The 16,829-nt window shown below is 63.2% G+C and carries 22 protein-coding genes; 14 read left to right on the top strand and 8 right to left on the bottom strand.

The features are described from left to right. The first annotated feature begins 50 nt into the window (after positions 1–50). Positions 51–725 carry a TetR/AcrR family transcriptional regulator gene (locus tag NKI69_RS11620; protein WP_023814138.1) on the top strand — a complete coding sequence of 225 codons (675 nt, stop codon included), beginning with the start codon at positions 51–53 and terminating at the stop codon, positions 723–725. A 259-nt stretch (positions 726–984) separates the two neighbouring features. Here NKI69_RS11620 and NKI69_RS11615 read toward each other — a convergent pair whose 3' ends face one another. Then, positions 985–1,560 carry a hypothetical protein gene (locus tag NKI69_RS11615; protein ID WP_031213898.1) on the bottom strand — a complete coding sequence of 192 codons (576 nt, stop codon included), beginning with the start codon at positions 1,558–1,560 and terminating at the stop codon, positions 985–987. Between the two features lie 57 nt (positions 1,561–1,617). Between NKI69_RS11615 and NKI69_RS11610 the strand changes: the two genes are divergently transcribed. Then, complete coding sequence (locus NKI69_RS11610; RefSeq protein ID WP_031213899.1) at positions 1,618–2,748, top strand: metallophosphoesterase; 1,131 nt, start codon at positions 1,618–1,620, stop codon at positions 2,746–2,748. 57 nt (positions 2,749–2,805) lie between these two features. Here NKI69_RS11610 and NKI69_RS11605 read toward each other — a convergent pair whose 3' ends face one another. Beyond that, on the bottom strand, positions 2,806–2,985 hold the full coding sequence (locus tag NKI69_RS11605; protein WP_023814141.1) for a CsbD family protein: 180 nt from the start codon (positions 2,983–2,985) through the stop codon (positions 2,806–2,808). A 195-nt stretch (positions 2,986–3,180) separates the two neighbouring features. Between NKI69_RS11605 and NKI69_RS11600 the strand changes: the two genes are divergently transcribed. The 7 genes from NKI69_RS11600 (at position 3,181) to NKI69_RS11570 (ending at position 6,701) form a co-directional block, all read left to right on the top strand. Then, positions 3,181–3,834: a glutathione S-transferase family protein gene (locus tag NKI69_RS11600; RefSeq protein ID WP_023814142.1), complete on the top strand. Its 654-nt coding sequence runs from the start codon at positions 3,181–3,183 to the stop codon at positions 3,832–3,834. Positions 3,835–4,259: 425 nt separating this feature from the next. Then, on the top strand, positions 4,260–4,469 hold the full coding sequence (locus tag NKI69_RS11595) for a cold-shock protein (RefSeq protein WP_010915421.1): 210 nt from the start codon (positions 4,260–4,262) through the stop codon (positions 4,467–4,469). Positions 4,470–4,834: 365 nt separating this feature from the next. Further along, complete coding sequence (locus NKI69_RS11590) at positions 4,835–5,062, top strand: hypothetical protein (RefSeq protein WP_013532399.1); 228 nt, start codon at positions 4,835–4,837, stop codon at positions 5,060–5,062. Further along, the gene (locus tag NKI69_RS11585) at positions 5,062–5,469 is read left to right on the top strand and encodes a hypothetical protein (RefSeq protein ID WP_013532398.1); all 408 of its coding nucleotides are present in this window, start codon (positions 5,062–5,064) and stop codon (positions 5,467–5,469) included. The genes NKI69_RS11590 and NKI69_RS11585 overlap by 1 nt, the downstream gene beginning before the upstream one ends. A 1-nt stretch (position 5,470) precedes the next feature. Further along, the gene (locus tag NKI69_RS11580; RefSeq protein WP_023814145.1) at positions 5,471–5,638 is read left to right on the top strand and encodes a hypothetical protein; all 168 of its coding nucleotides are present in this window, start codon (positions 5,471–5,473) and stop codon (positions 5,636–5,638) included. 4 nt (positions 5,639–5,642) lie between these two features. Then, positions 5,643–6,008 carry a YkgJ family cysteine cluster protein gene (locus NKI69_RS11575; protein WP_023814146.1) on the top strand — a complete coding sequence of 122 codons (366 nt, stop codon included), beginning with the start codon at positions 5,643–5,645 and terminating at the stop codon, positions 6,006–6,008. 81 nt (positions 6,009–6,089) lie between these two features. After that, complete coding sequence (locus tag NKI69_RS11570) at positions 6,090–6,701, top strand: LysE family translocator (RefSeq protein WP_031213900.1); 612 nt, start codon at positions 6,090–6,092, stop codon at positions 6,699–6,701. A gap of 61 nt (positions 6,702–6,762) precedes the next feature. Here the strand turns inward: NKI69_RS11570 and NKI69_RS11565 are convergent, their stop codons facing one another. Both NKI69_RS11565 and NKI69_RS11560 read right to left on the bottom strand, forming a co-directional pair. Further along, positions 6,763–7,149 carry a nuclear transport factor 2 family protein gene (locus tag NKI69_RS11565; protein WP_023814148.1) on the bottom strand — a complete coding sequence of 129 codons (387 nt, stop codon included), beginning with the start codon at positions 7,147–7,149 and terminating at the stop codon, positions 6,763–6,765. A 16-nt stretch (positions 7,150–7,165) separates the two neighbouring features. Continuing rightward, positions 7,166–7,612 (bottom strand): OsmC family protein, encoded by a 447-nt coding sequence (locus NKI69_RS11560; protein WP_023814149.1) that lies wholly within the window; start codon positions 7,610–7,612, stop codon positions 7,166–7,168. A 118-nt stretch (positions 7,613–7,730) separates the two neighbouring features. Between NKI69_RS11560 and NKI69_RS11555 the strand changes: the two genes are divergently transcribed. Continuing rightward, positions 7,731–8,339: a TetR/AcrR family transcriptional regulator gene (locus tag NKI69_RS11555; protein WP_023814150.1), complete on the top strand. Its 609-nt coding sequence runs from the start codon at positions 7,731–7,733 to the stop codon at positions 8,337–8,339. Between the two features lie 82 nt (positions 8,340–8,421). On the opposite strand, the gene groL is transcribed toward NKI69_RS11555, so the two are convergent. From groL to NKI69_RS11540, 3 genes are all read right to left on the bottom strand, one after another. Continuing rightward, a complete protein-coding gene (gene groL / locus NKI69_RS11550; protein WP_352553866.1) occupies positions 8,422–10,077 on the bottom strand; it encodes a chaperonin GroEL in 1,656 nt (551 codons plus the stop codon). A 64-nt stretch (positions 10,078–10,141) separates the two neighbouring features. Then, the gene (groES, locus tag NKI69_RS11545) at positions 10,142–10,438 is read right to left on the bottom strand and encodes a co-chaperone GroES (protein WP_006203049.1); all 297 of its coding nucleotides are present in this window, start codon (positions 10,436–10,438) and stop codon (positions 10,142–10,144) included. 233 nt (positions 10,439–10,671) lie between these two features. Continuing rightward, a complete protein-coding gene (locus NKI69_RS11540; protein WP_023813507.1) occupies positions 10,672–11,466 on the bottom strand; it encodes a class I SAM-dependent methyltransferase in 795 nt (264 codons plus the stop codon). A 72-nt stretch (positions 11,467–11,538) separates the two neighbouring features. Here NKI69_RS11540 and NKI69_RS11535 point away from each other — a divergent pair, with 72 nt between their 5' ends. Further along, a complete protein-coding gene (locus tag NKI69_RS11535) occupies positions 11,539–12,390 on the top strand; it encodes an ATP-grasp domain-containing protein (protein ID WP_023813508.1) in 852 nt (283 codons plus the stop codon). Between the two features lie 67 nt (positions 12,391–12,457). Here NKI69_RS11535 and NKI69_RS11530 read toward each other — a convergent pair whose 3' ends face one another. Beyond that, on the bottom strand, positions 12,458–13,084 hold the full coding sequence (locus NKI69_RS11530; RefSeq protein WP_023813509.1) for a TetR/AcrR family transcriptional regulator: 627 nt from the start codon (positions 13,082–13,084) through the stop codon (positions 12,458–12,460). 123 nt (positions 13,085–13,207) lie between these two features. Between NKI69_RS11530 and NKI69_RS11525 the strand changes: the two genes are divergently transcribed. From NKI69_RS11525 to NKI69_RS11515, 3 genes are read left to right on the top strand one after another with little or no spacing between them, the layout of a single operon-like run. Beyond that, positions 13,208–14,395, top strand: coding sequence for an MFS transporter (locus NKI69_RS11525; RefSeq protein WP_023813510.1), 1,188 nt, complete (start codon positions 13,208–13,210; stop codon positions 14,393–14,395). Between the two features lie 13 nt (positions 14,396–14,408). Next, positions 14,409–15,686, top strand: a complete 1,278-nt coding sequence (locus NKI69_RS11520) for a D-arabinono-1,4-lactone oxidase (RefSeq protein WP_023813511.1) — start codon at positions 14,409–14,411, stop codon at positions 15,684–15,686. After that, complete coding sequence (locus tag NKI69_RS11515) at positions 15,686–16,825, top strand: DSD1 family PLP-dependent enzyme (protein ID WP_023813512.1); 1,140 nt, start codon at positions 15,686–15,688, stop codon at positions 16,823–16,825. The genes NKI69_RS11520 and NKI69_RS11515 overlap by 1 nt, the downstream gene beginning before the upstream one ends. Positions 16,826–16,829 lie beyond the last annotated feature (4 nt).

Below are 16,829 nucleotides of genomic sequence, written 5' to 3'. Positions count from 1 at the left end.
CCGGTTGTCCTGTTTTGTCAACATGCTAAAGTTCGGCAATGTCAGCAGAGATGACCGTCCAGCCAAAACCGCGCCCGGGAAAACGCATCAACGACCCTGAAGGCATGCGCAAGAAAGTGCTCGATGTCGCCGAGGACGCGTTCCAGGCGCGCGGCTATCACGCCTCCAGCATCGGCGATCTGATGGCGGCGGCTGATGTCAGCGGCGGAGCGCTGCATCACCATTTCCCGACCAAGAAGGCGCTGGCGCTGGCTGTGATCGACGAGCGTGTGGCGGCAGCGGTCGAAGAGACATGGATCGCGCCGGTGCTGGCGGCGGCGTCAGTGCGCGAGGGCGTGCGCTCGGTGTTCGAGGCCGTGGCGGCGGAACTGGAGCAGCAGGGGTTCGTGCGCGGCTGCCCGCTCAACAATCTGGCGCACGAACTGTCGCTTGCCGATCCCGATTTCCGCCTTGCCCTTGCCGGTATCTTTGGCGGGTGGCGGCAGGCGATTGCCGACAAGGTGCGTGCCGACCAGCAGGCGGGCAAGGACGAGGGCACGGACCCCGAACGCTTCGCCGCGCTGACGGTCGCCGCCTATTCCGGGGCGATGTCGATGGCCAAGACGGCGCAGGATGCCGGTGTGCTGCGGGATTGCCTGGCAGGGTTGGAGCGCAGCGCGCCGTCGCAGGGCGGCTTGGTTGCCAGGCGACGCAACAGGATACTGCCACGGCCGAGAATTATTTGATGTCGGCGGGACAGCACCCCCCTCTGGCCTGCCGGCCATCTCCCCCGCAAGGAGGGAGATCTGCAGCATCGGCGCTCGCTCGTACCTTCACCGGTGGAGATTGGCGAAAGCCGGTGTGACAGCCAATCTCCCCCCTTGCGGGGGAGATGTCCGGGAGGACAGAGGGGGGTGTGCAGGATCGCGACGCAGCCACTTCTCTCGACCTTGCGGCTTCGCTCTGGCTGACACGAGGGGGAAGCGAAGAAGCCTGGGCTCTTACCTACTCGGCCAGCGGCTTGATCGTCTCGTAGCCGTTGACGGATTCCGAACTGGTGCCTTCATCGTAGCGCCGCGCGAGCGCGGCTTGCAGATCGGGAGCATAGAGCGCGGTGAATGAATCCAGCGTCTCGCCGGCACCGTTCTTGAAGGTCTCCTTGACCGCCAGGACATTGTATTTGCAATCGCCCAGACGGAATGTTTCCTTGCCCTTGACGATCAGGCTCAGCGTCTTGGTGCCCTTCGGCGGCTGGTTCAGCGACAGCTCGACGAACTCTATCGTGGCCTTTGCCCCCGCCTTCAGCGGGAACAGCTTGCGCAGATCGGAAAACGGGATCATCGCCTGGCGGCCGGTGTCGCTGTCGCGAAACACCTCGATCAGGCCGGCGAACAGATATTGGGTCTGGGGCGATTGCGATTCGTAGGTGTTGGCAACCGACATCATCCCGCCGGCCACGGGCCGAAATTCGCTCTGGATGCCGGGTCTCGCCAGAACGAAACCCTTCCTGGCGGACTTGGCATCGACGCAACCGGCGGCATGCGCTTGCGCAAGCGAGACATGCCAGACCCGTGGCGTCATGTCGATGATGGCGCAGAGGCGCTGGACGACCGGCTGCTGTCCATGCTGAATCAGCAGATGATGAATCGCCGTTCGACTGGACCGCTTTCCCGACGCAACTTCCTGGTACAGGCTGCAGGATTTGCCGCGGCCGGCGCCTTGCCGCGGCCGGCCTTAGGCCAGACCGGGCAACGCGTCCAGTCGATCGACGCCACCTTCCTGTTCATCGCCGATGTCCATGCCTGCCGCATGGCGAGCGGCTTGAGCCCCAACTGCCTGCAAGAAGGCAAGACCGACGCCGCGCTGCTGCGCAACGTGGCGGTGCTGAATGCGCTTGGCGACAAGGACTGGCCGGCCGAGATCAATGGCGTCGCCACCGGCCTGCGTTCGGCCGGCAAGATAGGCGCGCCGCTCGGCCTTGTCGTCGGCGGCGACATCACCGACGATGGCGGCGGCCAGATCACCCAGCCGAGCGAGGGCACCCAACTACTCCAGTTCAGCCAGCGCTACAGCCAAGGCGTCGGTCCGGATCGCGTGCACATGCCGGTTTATGTCGGGCTCGGCAACCATGATCTCGACCAGAACGGGCCGCCGCACCATGTCGACTGGTACCGGCGCGAACTGCGCGACTATGTCGAGGTCAACCATCGCGCCGGCGTGTTCTTCAAGCCGCCAGTGCCGGCCACCGACTATGATGTCGACACCGACTGCTACTCCTGGGACTGGGGCGGCCTGCATCTGATCCAGACGCATCGTTTCGCCGGCGATACCGGCCACGGTGCCGAGAGCAGCCTGCCATGGCTGAAGCAGGACCTGGCGACCTATGCGGCGGACGGCCGCCCGGTCGTCCTGTTCCAGCATTATGGCTGGGACACTTTCTCGGTGGAACGCTGGGATGCCGCCAGGAGCCACTTTGATGATGACGGCACCGGTGCGCCGCATTGGTGGAGCGAGGCCGACCGGCAGGCGCTGCTGGCGGCGCTCAAGGGCTACAATGTCGTCGGCATTTTCCATGGCCACCAGCACGAAACGCCGCTGATCTATCGCAGGGACGGGATCGACCTGTTCAAGCCGAAGGCTGCCTATATGGGCGGTTTCGCCCTGGCCAGGGTGACCAGCAACGGCATGGACGTGGTGCTGGGCGAGGCGATCGGCGATAATGGCGAGGTCGTGTTCACCAATGCTTTCAGCAAGGGCTGGAGCACCTGAAAAAGGCGGCCTTCGCGACCGCCTTTCCCTCGATAACAACGCGTTCCTCGATGCGGATCAGAGCGCCTTCCTGACCTTGTCCTTGACGTCGCCATAGGCCTTCTGCACCTTGCCGGCGATCCTGTCGGCCGTGCCTTCGGCCTGGGTCTGCCGGTTGCCGGTTGCCTTGCCGGCGGCTTCCTTGACCGAGCCCTTGACCTGCTTGGCCACGCCCGCGACCTGATCCTTGTTCACCATTTTTGCGCATCTCCCGGGATTTTGAATTCGAAGGAATTCATTGCGGTAGCTAACGAGCCGATGTCGGTTAGGTTCCAGGCGTCGCCCGGACGGCAGATCAGGTCGCGCGGCCGCCGCCTGGGGCAAGGTCGGTGGGCTAGGCTGTGAACACGCGTTGGCAATGGGATTTTGGAGGCCGTGCGTGCGGGGAGAAAAATGGCAGAATTTACGCTCTATATTGGCAACAAGTGTTTCTCCTCATGGTCGCTGCGGCCATGGGTGGCGATGAGGCATCTGGAGATCCCGTTCGAGGAAGGTTTCGTACGGCTGCGCACGCCTGAAACTTTTGCCAATCTGGCAAAAGTGTCGCCGACCGGTCAGGTGCCGGTGCTGAATCACAACGGCAAGATCGTCTGGGAAACCCTTGCCATCCTTGAATATCTCGCCGACCTGTTTCCCGAGAAAAAGCTCTGGCCCGCCGATATCGACGCCCGTGCGCTGGCGCGTTCGGCCGCGACCGAGATGCATTCCGGCTTTCGCGAGGTTCGCTATGGCTGGCCGATGAATTTGCGTCGGCCGAAGGGCCACAAGCCGCTTGACGCCGAGGGCGAGGCGCAACGCGCCCGCATCGAGGCGCTGTGGCGCGAGTGCCGGGAAAAATACGGCAAGGGCGGCCCGTTCCTGTTCGGCCACTTCACCGTGGCTGATGCCATGTATGCGCCTGTCGTCACCCGTTTCGATACCTATGGCGGCACGCTGGCGCAGGATACGCGCGCCTATGTCGATGCCGTGCTGGCAACGCCGGCGATGCGCCACTGGTATGCCGAGGCGGCCAGGGAGACGTGGCCGGAACCCGGCCCGGACGAATAGGATCCAAACGAAAACGCCCCTCGCACCTTTTATCGTGCGGGGGGCGTCTTTGCCATCAACTGTTATTCGATTGCTCTCATGAACTGCTGATGACACCGAATAAATGCGCGTCTGCGCAGATGGTTCCTGGATGCCGGAAAACTTTTTTCAAGTTGGCGCAAGCGCGCTGTTTGGGGTCCGATTTGCCGTCATGTCAGGTGTTTTGGCCAGGTGGTTTGGGAGAATTCCGCAGCTGTGGCTTTATGCAAATTTGACAGCGCCCCAAAAGAAGCCTATAAGCAAATCGTCGATATTTGTTTGACTGACTTTTGTTATCCGCGCTTTCGAGCGCGCCTTTGACGAACTTCCCACATCAAAAATCGGGACAAACGACGTTGTGCATCCGCATGGCGTCGAACGAATATTTGCCATGGAAAGGGTTCGTCATGAGCACCGGCACAGTTAAATGGTTCAACGCCACCAAAGGTTTTGGTTTTATTCAGCCTGACGACGGCTCGGCCGACGTTTTTGTCCACATCTCGGCCGTAGAGCGCGCCGGCATGCGCGACATCGTCGAGGGCCAGAAGCTCGGCTACGAGATGGTCCGCGACAACAAGTCGGGCAAGATGTCCGCCGACCAGTTGAAGGCGGCCTGAAAAACGAATTCAGCTCTCCCGGTGACCACGGATGTACTGGCACCGGTGAGTGGCGAATTCGGGCGCATGGCCGCGGAGACCTGAGTTTCCACGGCATATCATGTGCATAAGCAGGGCGTTCCCGTGCACCCCCGGTGCATCCTTTTGGATGTCGTCTGGTTGCGCGACGCTCTCATGGAAGGTCAGGCGGTGCCTGGCCTTTTTCATTTTGCGCGCCTTACCGCCGAAAGTGCGCTGCGCGCCGGCCTGGACGTGCTAAGGGACGCTCCAGCAATTTGAATTCGCCGCGCGTATTGCTTTGTGCGTGATCCTGACCGAAGACCCGGTCTCGCTCCATCGGCACAGGCTCCTGACAGGAGAAAGATTTGACCACCAGTTCAAAGACAACCGTCGATCAGGCCGTGTCCCTGTTCAGCAAGACGCAAACCCAGTCGATGTCGCTCAACCGCATCAATTCCGAGCGCGACGCCGTCAGCGAGGCACGCGAAGCCAAGACCGCGCGGCTGCGCGAATTGCGCCTGGAGAAGGAGGCCGACGAGATGGCCGCCGCCGCCGCGCTAGCCGCTTTGCCGAAGCGGGCCGGAAGACGCTGATGGCCACCAAACGCGTACCGCCAACACCGATCGCCGCCGATGCAACCATTGCCGATATGGTCGAAGGCCTCGACAAGCCGGTCGAATTCGTACGGCGTGTGCTGGAAAAGCTCGAACGCTGCAAGCGTGCCCACGGCGATGCCCAGGTGCGCGTCGGCGTGCGCGGCCGCGCCGAATGCCCGAATTACCTGATCGAATATGTCCGTGAAGACGCCAAAACCCATGAGCGGGTGACTTATCAGGACGCGGCCTACAGCGGCAGCACGCATCGCGAGCTGGCGGCCCATCACATCGAGGCGGTGAAAAACTGGTCGCCCGAGGAAATGAACATCACGGCCGTTTCGGCGCTGATCGGCCGCCTGCGCAATCCGCGCGCCCCATCATCGCGCTTCGCCGACGAGGACTGACATGGCCATAAAATTCTCCTCCAAGGATCAGCCGGCAGCCTCGGGTGCCGCGGCAAAACCGGCTAAGCCGGTTGCCGCGCCGAAGGCCGGCGACGCCATCGAGGCCGCGACCGATCTGTTCAAGTCGCCGGCGGATTCGCCGAAGGGCAAGACGGCTAAGAAGAAATAGCGCCTTGCCGCAAGACGCCGATCGCAACCCCGCCGCGCCAGGGCTGTCCGCCCTGGTGGCGAGCGTTTTGTCGTCGCAACAGGGCACCTTCGATTGCCAAAGCTGCGGTGCCTGCTGCTCCTATTCGGCCGAGTGGCCGCGCTTTTCCACCGAGGATGACGCGCAGCTCGACCGTATCCCGGAAAAATATGTCGCATCTGACCTGTCAGGCATGCGCTGCGAGGGCGTGCGCTGCTCGGCGCTGTCCGGCGAGATCGGCAAGTCGACCGCTTGCGGCATCTACGACGTCCGGCCAGACGTCTGTCGCGCCTGCATGCCCGGCGACGAGGAGTGTCTGATGGCACGCCGAGCGCTCGGATTGCCGGTGTAGCCAAGCTCCGATCACCTCCGCTTGTGCGCCGACCCGCAGCCCGATACGTTCCTGGCCGGGTCGGGTGCCGGAGGAACCATCGTGAGCATCGAATTTCTGTTGACGTCGCTGATCGTCGTGGCTTCGCCCGGCACCGGCGTTCTCTACACGCTGAGCGCCGGCCTTTCGCGCGGCGCGCGGGCCAGCGTCATCGCCGCCTTCGGCTGCACGCTCGGCATCATCCCACACATGGCCGCCGCCATCACCGGCCTTGCGGCGCTGCTGCACACCAGCGCGCTTGCCTTCGAGACGCTGAAATATCTCGGCGTCGCCTACCTCCTCTACATGGCCTGGAACACGCTGAAGGAAAATGGCGGCCTCAGCGTCGAGCAGGATGTGACGCCGCGCTCGGCCGGCAAGGTGATTGCCACCGGGATCCTCGCCAACGTGCTCAATCCGAAACTGTCGATCTTCTTCTTCGCTTTCCTGCCGCAATTCGTCAGCACCACCGAGCCCAATGCGCTGTCGAAGATGCTGGAACTGAGTTCCGTCTTCATGCTTTTGACCTTCGTGGTTTTCGTCGGCTACGGCATCTTCGCCGCCTCGATCCGCAGCCACGTCGTCTCGCGGCCAATGGTGTTGACCTGGATGCGCCGGACCTTCGCCGGCGCCTTCGTCATGCTCGGCGCGAAGCTGGCGCTGGCCGATCGGTAGCGCCACGGGGAGCGGTTCAGTCTCGCTGATCCGCTCCTCTTTGTTGCGCTACTCGGGCACGCTACCCCTTCACATAGCCCATCGCTTCGACGATCCGCCCGTCGGCCACGCGCATGAGGTTGACGCCGCGCAGCGAATTGCCGTCGGTCATGAAATAGCGCCAGCGGATCGTTGCCCGGTCGCCGGCAACGAAGGTTTCCTCGATATCGAAGCGCGTGCCGGCCTGGGTTGCTATCGCCGCCCAAAGCCCGACGCACGCCGCTTGACCGGCATAACGGGCGCCGTCCGGCGCTGGCACGGTGTTCTCGATCACGCAATCCTCAGCCACCAGCTCGGCGAGTGCCGAAGGATCATGGCGTTGGAATACGTCGTTGTAGCGCCGCATGATCTCGGCCGTCTGCTGGGACAGGTCGTACGCGGCTGCGTCCATGACAAGCTCCTGTGTCATCTTCTTTCTCCTGGCTTCATTGGGATTTGGTGGCTTCGACGAGTGTTGCCTTGAGGGTGATCTGGGACACGCCGGCAAGGGCCCGCGAGACGAGGCAGCCCGCCTTGGCGGACTGTGCAAGGCGCTCGAATTCATCTTCGGCAAGTCCCGCGACCTCTGCCTCGGTTTCGAGTTCGATGCGGGTGATCGTCGGACCGGCAGCGGTTGCGCCGAGATGCACCTTGGCGACGGTGCTGATGCTTGTCGGAACATGATTGGCGTTGCCCAGTATGGCGCTCAGCGCCATCGAGAAGCAGCCTGCATGCGCTGCGGCGATCAGTTCCTCCGGATTGGTGCCCGGACCGTTCTCGAAACGCGACGGGAAGGAATAGGCGCCTTCGAAGACGCCGCTGCCGAGCCGCAACCGTCCCGAACCTTCCTTCAGCGTCCCCTGCCATTTGGCCGAGGCTTCACGAATTGTCATTGTCGTTCTCCCTTCGTATGGCGTTCCTCAGGAATATATAGACTGATCTACATATTATGTAGACCGATTGTCATATTCTGCGCAAGGCCTATAATGATTCCTGCTGACAGAGGTTGACATGGCCAACGACACCCGCACCCGCATACTCGAGACGACTGGGCTGCTGCTCAGGCAGCGCGGCTATCACGGCACCTCGCTCAACGACATATTGAGCGCCAGCGGCGCACCGCGGGGCTCGCTCTATTTTCATTTTCCCGGCGGCAAGGACCAACTGGTCATCGAGGTGACGCGCGCTAGCGTTGCCGACGTGACGGAGAGGCTGGGCGAAGCGCTGGCTGCCGAAAAGGATCCGGCGGTGGCCGTCCATCATATCTACCAGTCGGTGGGGCGCATGCTGGAAGACAACCAGTTTTCGCTCGGCTGTCCGGTCGCGCCTGTTGTGCTGGACTCGCCCACCGACGTGCCGGAACTGGCGGAGTTGTGCCGCTCGGCCTTCGAACAGTGGATAGGCCTGCTGCGGGACGCCTTCGTCAGGGCAGGGGTGCCCGAGCGCCGCGCGCATGCATTGGCACTGCTGGTCGAATCGTCGCTGGAAGGACTGATGGTGATCGCCCGCGCCACCCGCGACCGCGCCCCGGTACAGGCCGTGGCCGATGAGGTGGCGGCGCTGATCGAAGCCGCGGTGCTTGCCGGCGAGGTAAAGCAACGCGCGGATGCCGCCGTCTGAGAGGCCACAACGACCGCTGCGCAAAACAAAAAGGGCGGCATCTCTGCCGCCCTTTCCGTATCTGAAGGCTGATAGGGCTGGATTAGAAATCCATACCGCCCATACCGCCCATGCCGCCGCCCATGCCGCCAGGCATGCCGCCGCCGCCAGCCGACTCCTTCTTCGGAGCCTCCGCGATCATGGCTTCGGTGGTGACCAGCAGGCCGGCGACCGAGGCCGCGTCCTGGAGAGCGGTGCGGACGACCTTGACCGGATCGACGATACCCATGGCGATCATGTCGCCATATTCGCCGGTCTGGGCGTTGTAGCCGAAGGTCAAGCCCTTGTTCTCAAGGATCTTGCCGGCAACGATCGATGCTTCCGCACCGGCGTTGGCCGCGATCTGGCGGGCCGGAGCCTGCAGCGCACGACGAACGATGTTGATGCCGGCGGCCTGGTCGGCGTTGACGCCGGTGGCCTTGATGTTGGCCGAAGCGCGCAGCAGGGCTACGCCACCACCAGCAACGATGCCTTCTTCGACGGCCGCGCGGGTCGCGTTGAGGGCGTCATCGACGCGGTCCTTCTTTTCCTTGACTTCGACTTCCGTCGCACCGCCGACGCGGATCACCGCAACGCCGCCGGCGAGCTTCGCCAGACGTTCCTGCAGCTTCTCCTTGTCGTAGTCCGAAGTGGTCTCTTCGATCTGCTGCTTGATCTGGGCGACGCGGCCCTGGATCTCGGCCTTCTTGCCGGCGCCGTCGACGATGGTGGTGTTCTCCTTGGAGATCGACACCTTCTTGGCGCGGCCGAGCATGTTGAGGCCGACGTTCTCGAGCTTGATGCCGAGGTCTTCCGAGATGACCTGGCCACCGGTGAGGATGGCGATGTCTTCCAGCATGGCCTTGCGGCGATCACCGAAGCCCGGCGCCTTGACGGCGGCGATCTTCAGGCCGCCACGCAGCTTGTTGACGACCAGCGTGGCCAGAGCCTCGCCTTCGACGTCTTCCGAGATGATGAGCAGCGGCTTCGAGGTCTGCACGACGGCTTCGAGAACCGGCAGCATGGCCTGGAGGTTGGACAGCTTCTTCTCGTGCAGGAGGATGTAGACGTCCTCGAGCTCGGCAACCATCTTGTCGGCGTTGGTGACGAAGTAGGGCGAGAGATAGCCGCGGTCGAACTGCATGCCTTCGACGACTTCGAGTTCGGTCTCGGCGGTCTTGGCTTCCTCAACCGTGATGACGCCTTCGTTGCCGACCTTCTGCATCGCTTCCGCGATCATCTTGCCGACCGACTCGTCGCCATTGGCCGAGATCGTGCCGACCTGGGCAACTTCCTCGGAGGTCTTGATCTTCTTGGCAGCCTTGCCGAGCGCCGCGACGACTTCGACGACGGCCAGATCGATGCCGCGCTTCAGGTCCATCGGGTTCATGCCGGCGGCTACCGCCTTGTGGCCTTCCTGGACGATCGACTGCGCCAGAACGGTCGCGGTCGTGGTGCCGTCGCCGGCGATGTCGTTGGTCTTCGAAGCAACTTCGCGGACCATCTGCGCGCCCATGTTCTCGAACTTGTCTTCAAGCTCGATTTCCTTGGCGACGGTGACGCCGTCCTTGGTGATGCGCGGGGCGCCGAACGACTTGTCGATGACGACGTTGCGGCCCTTGGGGCCGAGCGTGACTTTCACCGCGTCGGCGAGGATGTTGACGCCGCGCAGCATGCGCTCGCGGGCATCACGGGAGAATTTTACGTCTTTGGCAGCCATTTTTAGCTCCTGGCAGGGGCTTTGATCGAGCCCGGGAATTCAGTTGACGGGGAAAGGCCTGATATCAGCCGATGATGCCCATGATGTCGGATTCCTTCATGATCAGAAGGTCTTCGCCATTGAGCTTGACTTCGGTGCCCGACCACTTGCCGAACAGGATGCGGTCGCCGGCCTTGACGTCCAGCGGGACCAGCTTGCCAGCTTCGTCACGAGCGCCGGAGCCGACAGCGATGATCTCGCCTTCCTGCGGCTTTTCCTTTGCCGTGTCGGGGATGATGATCCCGCCAGCGGTCTTGGATTCGGATTCGACCCGGCGAACGACCACGCGGTCATGAAGCGGGCGGAACTTCGACTTTGCCATTTTTTCTTCCTCGATGAGAACGGTGAGAAACAGTTCCTCCGTCCGGCGGCGCCGGACATATGTGGTTAGCACTCACCAAAGGCGAGTGCTAACGTGGCGCTGAAATAGGCTGACGGCTTTTGAGAGTCAAGGTGCGCGAAGGCCGCGATGCGAGCGAAATTTTTCTCATGCTGCCGCACGATTTTACAAAGCCTGGGTTGCGCCTGCCCCGGTCGAGCGCCGTCCTGCTATCTTCAGTGTCTTGGCGCCCGCAGCACCAACAGCGGGCATCGCTCGGCGAGCCCATAGCTCCCGGTCAAAGCGATGCGAACATCACCAAAGAACGCTTCCGCCTCGCTCGCCAATGCAGTCGCCGGCGCGAAGGTGTAGATGGCCGGCGAGTTCCGATAGACATCGATGGTGCCGATGGTGGGCAGGTCCCAGCCCGTGCGAGCCGAAAGCTCTTTGCGGTCAGGAAACAGTGCATCGAACCTTTCCGCGATCATCCTGACCGGAATGGCATGGTCGGGCGCATCGCCCGTCGCGGTCATTGCGACGCGCCATTTGAGTTCGTGGAAGGTCGAGACACCGCCCGACAGTGCAAGCGCCCGCACCGCCGCCGGATCGTCCGGTGTTTCGGGACCGGCAAAGAGACGCAGTCCCGCTCGGCCGTCGGTGCGCAGTACGCCGGCGATCGCCTCAAACAGCGCCCGGCGCGCGGTTGAAAGGCCGAGCGCCGACAGGCAGCCATCGCCGATCACCGCATCGATGCTTGCGTCCGACACCGGCAAGTCGAGCCAGTCGCCGTTGATTGCCTTTCGCAACGCGGTGTCGCCTGGCCAGATACCGGCGATCATGTCGGAGGATTCGTCGACGGCCATCATCGTCGTCCCGAGCCCGGCGAGTTCCGGCGTCACGCCGAGCAGAATGACGTGCGCCTTCGAAAGGTCGAGCTCACGCTCATAGGCCTCAACCGCTTCCGCTGGCGGCCGCAACGGTGGCCCGAGCAACTGCCAGTGCCCTCGAATGGCATTCCAATGGTCGGTCATCCACACCCCCAAGCCGGCATTGTATTTGCAGGCATAATGGAGGACGCTGATGAAGCCAAGCTCGGGGGGCGCATGACACGCATCGCGGTTATTACGCATGAGTTCGACAGGTTCGAACGCCGGCGTGGCCTGCTGTTTCGCCGCCGGAGCTCCTATATGCTTTTCGGTTTGCTGGAGGAACTGAAGCGACGCGGTCATTCCGTCCGCATAATCCCCGGAACGTCGGCAAAGCCGGAGGCCGACATCGCGGTGCTGCACGTCGATGCGACTGTGACGCCCCCCGAATATGTCGAATACGCACGCGCTTTTCCCTTCTGCCTGAACATCGGAGCCGCCGACATCTCCAAGCGACGCGTCAGTGGCGCGGTGATCGGCAAGGAGGACGACTGGCAAGGACCGGTCATCGTCAAGAGCAATCTCAACAATCTCGGGATGCGGGAGCAAGCGCTCAACCGGCGATCGCTGCGAGCCGGGAAGCCGAAGCCGTTTCCCGGCGTCGAGCTCATCGAGGGTTATCGCGTCTATGCATCCCTTTCGGATGTTGCGCCGGAGGTCTTCGACCGCAGCGATCTCGTCGTCGAAAAATTCATTCCCGAGCCGGAGGCGGACGGCTTTGGAGCCCGCTTCTGGATATTCTGCGGCGAGCGCGAGCGCTGCACCCGCCATGTCTCGCCGCAGAGCCTCGTCAAGGGCGACGACACGATCCGACGTGAGCCGGTTCCGGTTCCCGACGAGCTTCGCACGTTGAGGCGCCGGCTTGGCTTTGACTACGGAAAGTTCGATTTCGTCATGCATGAGGGCAGGGCGGTGCTGCTTGATGCCAACAAGACGCCCGGTGGCGCCCGCAATCTTTCTGCGTTTCTCGCTGCCGGCAATGCCAATCTTGCCGACGGCTTCGAAGCCCTTGTCCGCCAGGTCGCATAGCGGGCGTTCTGATGCTTGCGATGCCCGACACCTCTCATTCGCGGCAGCTTGCTGACGATCGCCACGGCTACAAAAACAGCCGCAGCTGGGTGTGAATGATAGACCGGTAATCCTCGATGGTCTGGCGGCTTTCCGGTTCGCCCTCGGCGAGCGCCAGGCGCACCACGCCGCCGGCGAGCTGGAAGATCAGCAGAACCATGCGTTCGAACTGCTCGCGCCTCTCGGGCTTGAGCAAGGCGATGACGTGGTCGCAGAACATTTTGGCTTGGTACCGGGTTTCCGCGATGTCGAGGTTCTTGAGCGCCTTGTCGGCCTGGATGGCGTTCTGCAGATCCTGGATGGCCGGATCGCCGGCGACACGGTTGAGATAATCATCGAGCAGCCGGTCAGCGGCCACGATCACATCCTTCGCCTCGTGGATTTCGGCGATGATCGTCGTCAGCCGTGCCCGGCTGACCTCTGAAAACCGTTCATAGAGCATCGCCAGGATCGCCGATTTGTTGGGAAAATAGTGGTAGACGGTGGCGATCGGCCCGCCCGCCAGCATGCCGACCTCCTTCATGGTGACGGCGTCGATACCCTTTTCCCCGATCAGCCGCATGGTCGTCGACAGGATCGCGTCGATGCGCTCGCGGCTGCGTTCCTGCTTGGGCCTGCGCCTCGGCTCGGTCGCCATTCTTTTCAATTCGGTCATGCACCGATCTTTCGCACAGTTTTCAAATTCCGGTTGACAAGAAATATGATCAAGTATCAGTTTCTGAAATACTGACAGGTTGTCAGCTTTTTTGCCGCACGGCAAGGACGTTGGGAGGCGCCTTTGGCTTCGACAGACACCGGCCATGCAGGCAGTGGCGACTGGCTGGTCGGCAATCCGACCGGCTGGCAGCTTGCCTCGGCCCTGTGGATCGGTTCGGTGGGCCTGCTCATCCTCGGGCTGCAGCCCGTGTTGCTCGGCGCCCTTTACACTGAGGGTCATGTCAGCGGCGACGAACTGGCGCTGGTCGCCACCGCCGAGATGATCGCCATTGCCATCGGTTCGGCTGTCGTGGCGATGCTGCTTTCGGCGCACCACATGCGCTGGAAAAGTGCCGTCCTTCTGCTGCTGCTGGCGCTGGCCAATGTGTGGACGGCCTATGCCGCGAGCGCCGGCACGCTGATTGCGGCCCGCGCCCTGGCCGGGCTCGCCGAGGGCGGTCTGGTCGCCATCGCCACCGAACTGATCGCCCGCTCGCGGCGCGCCGAGCGCATCGGCGGCTATTTCGTCACCATGCAGACGCTGGCGCAATGCGCGCTCGCCCTGTTGCTGGCGCTCTATGTAATCCCGGCCGCAGGGTCGGCAGGGGGCTTCATCGTTCTTGCCGTCGTCTGCATCGCGTCTCTGGCGGTCGCCTTCACTGTTCCCGGTGACTATGCCGACCTGCCCAAGGAGGAGAATTTGGCCAATGTGCTGACGGTTCCTTCACTCACCGCGCTGCTGTCGGTCTTCTGCTATTTCATGTTCTTCGGCGCGGTCTGGGCCTTTCTGGAACCGCTTGGCGCACAGTATGGCATCGATGCCCGCACCGTCGGCCTGATCGTCTCGGCCAGCCTCGCCGTACAGGTCCTGGGGGCGATGACGGCGACGGCGTTCGAAGCACGCATCGACTATCGCCTTGCCATCGCGGCGATCGGCGTCGTCGCGCTTGTCAGCTCCCTGGTTCTTGCCAGTAGCCCTGGCCTGACGACGTTCTGGGTCGCTGCCTTGGCTATGGGCTTTATCCTGCTGTTCATCGTGCCCTACCAGATACGTCTGGCGATCACCGCCGACGAGACGCGGACCGCTGTGCTGCTGGTGCCGGCGGCCCAGCTTTTCGGCCTGGCGATCGGACCGATCGCGGCGTCGCTGCTCATCGATGGCAAGGATTTCCGGCCGGTGCCGGAATTCGCCGCCGCCAGCGCGGTGGCCAGCGTGGCGCTGCTCGGTCTGTTCGTCCTTGTGTCACGTCGCCGTCGTGCGGTTGCCTGAGCGGGGAGGTGGGATGTCAAACATTTGGAGCAACTGGTCGGGCTTTGTAAGTGCCGAGCCCAAGCTGATCGCCAGCCCCGGCGATGCCGGTGAGCTCGGTGATCTCGTCCGGACCGCGCCTGGCCCGGTGCGCGTCGCCGGCGCCGGTCATTCCTTCACGCCGCTGGTGAAATCGCGGGGCACGATCCTGTCCCTGGAGAGGCTGGAAGGGCTGGTCTCGCACGATGCGCAAAAACATCAGGCGCGGGTGCGGGCAGGAACCCGGCTCGGCGCGCTGATGGGCATCCTGCAAGGCATCGGCCAGGGCCTGCCCAACATGGGCGATATCGACCGCCAGGCGATCGGCGGCGCGCTGGGCACCGCCACGCACGGCTCGGGACCGACGCTCGGCGCCTATCACACGCAGCTGGAGACAGTGCGGATCGTCGACGGGCTTGGCAAGGTTCGCGACTTCAAGCGGGCAGGGGATCAGGACATGATCCATGCCATCGGCGTCGCACTCGGCGCTTTCGGCGTGCTCACCGAAGTGACGCTGAACAACATCGCGACCTACCGGCTGCGGCGCCGCAAATGGGTGCTGCCGATCACTGAGATGCTGCGGGAGTTCGAGACGATGATGGCCGCGCATCGCTCGGCCGAATTCTACTACATTCCGTTTTCCGGCTACGCGCAGTTCATCGCCAGCGATCTCAGCGGCGCCGCACCCACCGCACGGCCGCCGGAAGAGGACGAGTCGGGTTTGAGGACACTGCGCAGGCTGCGCACTTCACTTGCCTGGCTGCCATCGCTGCGTGGCCGTCTGATCCTGGGCGCCATCGCCAAATTGCCGGCCGAGGACTACGTGCAGGACTGGCTCAACGTCTATGCCAGCGACCGGCAGACCAAGTTCAACGAGATGGAATATCATTTGCCGTTCGAGGAAGGGCCGAAGGCGCTGGCCGAGATCATCGAGCTGACCGAGAAGCGTTTTCCCGAGGTCTATTTCCCGATGGAGGTGCGCACCGTTGCGCCCGACGAATTCTGGCTGTCGCCATTCTACAGGAGGCCGACCTGCTCGATCGCCATCCACCATGACGCGGCGAACGATCCGCTGCCATTCATGCGGGCGGCCGAACCTATCTTCCGCAGATATGGCGGCAGGCCGCATTGGGGCAAGATGCACAGCCTCAAGGCCGCGGAGCTGAAAAAGCTCTACCCGCGCTGGGACGACGCCATGGCGGTGCGCCGCGACATCGATCCGCAAAACCGCTTTGTCTCACCCTACATGGCCGGCCTGTTCGGCATCGAATGATGAGCACCTATTTTTCCACCCTGTCGGATGCGCTGAAGGAAGCCGGCATCTTCCAGCCCTGCCTGCTGCTCGATCGCGACCGGCTGGACAGCAACATTGCCCTGGTGAAAGACAGGCTCGACCCCGGCCTTGCTGTGCGGTTGGTCGACAAATCGCTCGCCTGCCTGCCGCTGCTTGCGCATATCGGCAAGGCGCTCGGCACCAATCATGTCATGACCTTCCATCCGCCGATCAGCGAGGCGGTGCTGAAGGCGTTTCCGGATGCCGATCTGCTGTATGGCAAGCCGATGCCTGTCGATGCGGCAAGGGCTGTGCTTTCGAGGGGCGCGGTCGACTGGTCGCGTGTCTGCTGGCTGATCGACAGCGAGGAGAGACTGGCGGAATATGGCGCCCTCGCTGGCGAACTCGGCATCGGCCTGCGCATCGCTTTCGAGATCGATGTCGGGCTGCATCGCGGCGGGTTCGCCAATCCTGAGGCCTTGTCGAAGGCGTTGAGCGCGTTGCCGGCCCGGCTGCATTGCGAAGGCGTCATGGCCTACGAGGCGCATGCGCCGCTCATTCCCGGCCTTTTCGGCGGACCGGCAAAGGCATTGGCCAAGGCGTCGGCGCAGGCCTCGGCGTTCGTCGCCTGTCTCGGCGCCGACCAGCGCCGTATCCTGAACATCGGCGGCAGCAAGACCGCGCTGCTTCATCATGGCGGCATGGCCAACGAGGTCTCGATGGGCTCCGCCTTCGTGCTGCCCAGCGACTTCGATACGCCAGGACTCGACGGCTTCCAGCCGGCGGCCTTCATCGCCACGCCGATCCTGAAAATGGTCGAGCCGATGCTGCCTGGCCCGCCGGCCGTCACCCGCCTGCTGCAGGCGCTCGGCCGCTTCCCGCGCAAGGGCTGCTATCTCTATGGCGGCAAGTGGATGGCCGAGCCCGTCTTCCCCGAAGGCATGAAGGCGAACGGGCTGCTCGGCCTGTCCTCCAACCAGCAATTCATGGGCTTGCCCGCCGACGCGACCGCAAAACCCGGCGACTACGCGTTTCTAAGGCCGACGCAGAGCGAAGCCGTGCTGCAGCAGTTCGGGTCGATCGCTGTGTTTTCCGGCGGCGGGATAGTCGATCGCTGGCCGGCGCTGCCGATGGCCTGACCGA

The sequence above is a fragment of the Mesorhizobium sp. M0491 genome (genome assembly GCF_040321265.1).
GTDB lineage: Bacteria > Pseudomonadota > Alphaproteobacteria > Rhizobiales > Rhizobiaceae > Mesorhizobium.
Note: the sequence above shows the minus strand (reverse complement) of the source record. Positions and strands in the feature narration are given on the sequence as shown.